This window comes from Pseudomonas sp. P4_C3 (genome assembly GCF_056402075.1).
On the sequence record NZ_JBFUIC010000364.1, the window covers coordinates 1 to 3,664 of the forward strand.

The 3,664-nt window shown below is 58.9% G+C and carries 3 protein-coding genes; 1 reads left to right on the plus strand and 2 read right to left on the minus strand.

Annotation, left to right across the window (positions count from 1 at the left end):
* A partial coding sequence (locus tag AC1DVH_RS27620; RefSeq protein WP_477756465.1) for a hypothetical protein occupies positions 1–117 on the minus strand: 117 nt, incomplete at its 3' end.
* A gap of 232 nt (positions 118–349) precedes the next feature.
* Between AC1DVH_RS27620 and AC1DVH_RS27625 the strand changes: the two genes are divergently transcribed.
* Positions 350–478 carry a hypothetical protein gene (locus AC1DVH_RS27625; RefSeq protein ID WP_477756463.1) on the plus strand — a complete coding sequence of 43 codons (129 nt, stop codon included), beginning with the start codon at positions 350–352 and terminating at the stop codon, positions 476–478.
* Positions 479–983: 505 nt separating this feature from the next.
* On the opposite strand, the gene AC1DVH_RS27630 is transcribed toward AC1DVH_RS27625, so the two are convergent.
* A partial coding sequence (locus tag AC1DVH_RS27630) for a multicopper oxidase domain-containing protein (protein ID WP_477756464.1) occupies positions 984–3,664 on the minus strand: 2,681 nt, incomplete at its 5' end.

Genomic DNA, 3,664 nt, shown 5'->3' on the forward strand with positions numbered 1-3,664 from the left:
TTCATCCACGAAGACATCGACAACGCGCACCGGATTAGTGTCGCTGACGTAATCGTCCAGGCTCTCGGGGAGCAGGGTCCTTTGACCTCGGTGTTCACCTTGAATGAAGCGTTTCATGGGCARCCCTTGCGATGAAATCCKGGGMAATCATAGCAAGGGTTKGCTTTGGMGTTTTKACACACTCTGGGCCATGGATGGCCGATGGCGGCGGGCCCACGGAGCAGGACCGGAGCGAGGGCATGCCGAGCCTGGGCGAGGCACCGAACGTCAGGGGCAAGAGCCCTTGGTTACTTGGGGCCGGGCGGCGTTCCGCTTTTCCAAGTGACCCGCCGTAAGGGCGGAACCCTAAGTGGCCGTTACCGCAGTAATGAATATGTACACCAGGAAGAAAATGGTCGGCCGTCAGTTGCCATCGCTGGCAAGTCGGATCGCCGCACCGCAGCTTCTACAGGTGTCGGTGTTCCCCGGGATTCCGTGAAGTACCATAAAAATCTATGGTCGGGCTAACAAACCAGGTCAAAGCACTGCCATTTTTCCCTCGAAAAAAGCAAATTCGCGGCATTGCCACAGAGGGATTTTGGGGACGGCCGCAGGATTCGGCGAGAATCGTACGCCAAGCCGACTTGGCAAAGTGCGCTTGCTGTTCGAGTCCATCACCGAGAAAGCTGATGATTTTAGATTGTGACCGGCAGCAATCTACCGATTGTGTTGAAAAAGTCGGCGTCGGTTTTCGGGTCAGAAAAGAACGCGTCTGAGATTGAAATCTGCATTACACGCAGAAGCATCAGGGCTCGGATTTTACGTAGCAGCGTACAAAAATGACGTTTTCACCACTCAATGCACTGCCCATTTGGCCGGGGCGACTTTTTCAACAGAATCTACCCAAAGCCGACTGTGATGACAGGCGGCTTTGGGATTGAAACGGTCATGTAAGCGGTTTTTTGCGTTTGCTGACGACATGACCAGCCGTTAGATTGACGACGCTAGCCTTTACCTCCGCTGACACCGCCACTGCTGCCTTTGCCACTGCTGCTGCCTTTGCCACCGCCACTGCTGCTGCTGCTGCCGCTGCTGCCTTTGCCACTGCTGCTACTGCCGCTGCTACCACTGCCACTGCTATTGTCCGGGTTATCGTTGACCCCGGCCTGTGGCCCGACGCCATCTCCCGTACGGAACGTCGGTAACGCAACCGAGGCCACGAATTTCACGCCGTCCCAGCTGGGCAAAGGTGTGGGCATCAATTGGAACTGGCCCGGGTGCTCGGAGTCCCAGCGCAGCAGCATCGACGTGTCCTCATGCTGTGTGTTGTGGCAGTGTTCCATGTAGGTACCGGCAAACTCACGGATGTGTATGGCCATCTCGACAGTGTCGAGGCTCTCGGGATGGCGGCCTATATCGTAGGTATCCTTGCGCGCGCCTTTTTCCCATTCTGGTGGTGGTTTGCCACCTCGAGTGAGAATGATCCCTTCCTCGAAGTGCACATGCACCGGGTGACTCCAGCCATTGCCGCCGTTCTGGATCTTCCAGACTTCCAGCGTGCCCTCACCCTTGAACCCGGCCGGTGTCGGGCCAGTGGCCAGTTGTGGCGCGGCTGAAATCCGCCGCGGGTCCATGTTGAAGCCTTCGCCGCCATCGGTCTTGATCGTCCAGGGCTTGAAATCCGTGCCGTTGGAGCGGCCAAAGATAAAGGTGCGGTGCCGCGCCTGGGCAAGCCGGGCGATATCGGCAGGGTCATCACGGTGCAAGGGCAAGGGGATCATGAACCTGCCCTCGGGCTTGCCAGGCTTGGCGGGCTCGAAGTCGACCGGATTCATACTGACATCCTGGCCGGTGTAAGGCTGGACGTTCAGTTGCAGGAACAGGCCCACGCCCGGGTCACCGTTGACCCACTGTGGCCCGTTGCTGGTTTGCCTGACAACGGGCAGGTACTTCCCGGAGAGTACATCCGCCAATGCAATGTCACGTTTTGGACGCTTGCCGTTTTCATGCTCCTCGACGTTGACGAAGAAAAGCTTGTCGCCGGGGTTGATGCCGTTCTTCGCGAAGTCGACGACGATGTCATAGCGCTCGCCAATGCCCTGTATCGGCAGAATGCCATTGTGGTTCTGAGTGTCGCCGTCGCCATCGAGGTCCAGGCTGCCATCGAACGGCACCGCGTGCTCCATGATATTGCCGTCGTTGGCAATCAAGTGGAACGGCACCCGGTTATAGGAAACAGCGGAGCTTTTCGGGCCAGGAAACTCGCCACCATTACCATTGACCTGACGCACCACCGCCAGCTTGAAGTAGCGAGAAACCGATCCGTTGAGAATGCGGAAACGGTAGCGACGGGCACGTACGTCCAGGAAGGGCTTGTACTCCCAGTTGGTCAGCACCTGGTCACCGAGAAAACCGTCGGTGTTGAAGGGGTTGAACCACAACTGGCCGGTCTGGTCCCAGGCCTTGTCGGCGATCGTCAAGTTGACGTCATAGTCGCGGTTACCCCACCCCAGCCCCGAACCGCTGGGCAAGCGCAGGTTGACCCCGTCGTCGACCGCCTCGTTGCCACGGTCCACGGCGCTGTAGTAGTTCATCATCGTCGCATTGCCCTTGTAGACATTCTGCGCGGTGAAATCGAGCATGTGGTCGTGGAACCAGTGGCTGCTCATGGTTTCGCGCCAGTCGCCACGGATCTTGATGGTGCCGTTGTTGCATGTCTTGAAGCCGGGGGTGGCGTCGTTGACGAAAAGGATTTCACCGGGGTCGCACGGGAACGCTGCCCGTGGGTCCTGCGCAGTGGTGTTGATGCTGTCGTAACCGGCCAACTGGATCGGCCAGCGATAGTCGTAGTACTGGCCCGGGAAGAAGAACGCGTTGGTAAAGCCGTCGCTTTCGGCGGGCGAGTGGCCGTTATGTTCATGGGTGGTAAGGGTGTGCAGGCCAAAGCCCCGGTTGGCCGATGGGTCAATGGGCAAGGCATCGTAGTGACGCATCAGCATCGCTTGGCCATAGCGTACTAGAAGCAGTTTGGGCGGAAAGGTGCCGTCGAATGTCCACACCGCATTATGGTCCTGGACAGGGAAGTTGGGGTGGAACTGCACTTGAATGCCCTTGGTGGTGCCCTCGTTGGCCGGGTCGCCGCTGGTGTTGTGGTAGAGCCCGCCGGGCGCGAATTCCCCCACGGCGTAGTTATGCCGTTGCATACGATCACGCAAGCCGCTGTTGACGTGCGCGCCTGCTTGCACCGTCTTGAAGGCGTCGCGCGGGAAAAACTCATTGAAACGCTGGTGCGACCAGCCTTTTCCCGGTGGCCGGCCTTCTGCGGGCGAATCGACCCGGCGATTGAGGAAAAGCTCGATCTGCGCCTTCCAGGGGTTGCGGTCCAGGACATTGGAGAACTCTGTCGGGAAGGGCGTCAATGCCGGCTGCCTGAGAAAGGCCTCCAGCGCATCCGGCGACGGGCCGCTACGCGCCACCTTCAATGGATCTTGCGCCGGTGCGGGGCCCAGCGTCGGAACCGGAAACGGAACGGGTGATGGCGGGTCGGTCGCATCCAGTTTGTTCGAGCCGAATTCCTCGAAAAGTTCAAGCTTCTGGGTGAACGGTTGAGCCCCGAACACCGGGCTGGGATTACCGTTAGTGGGGATATTGAAGCTGGTTTGCAGATCGGGTGGCAGCACATTGT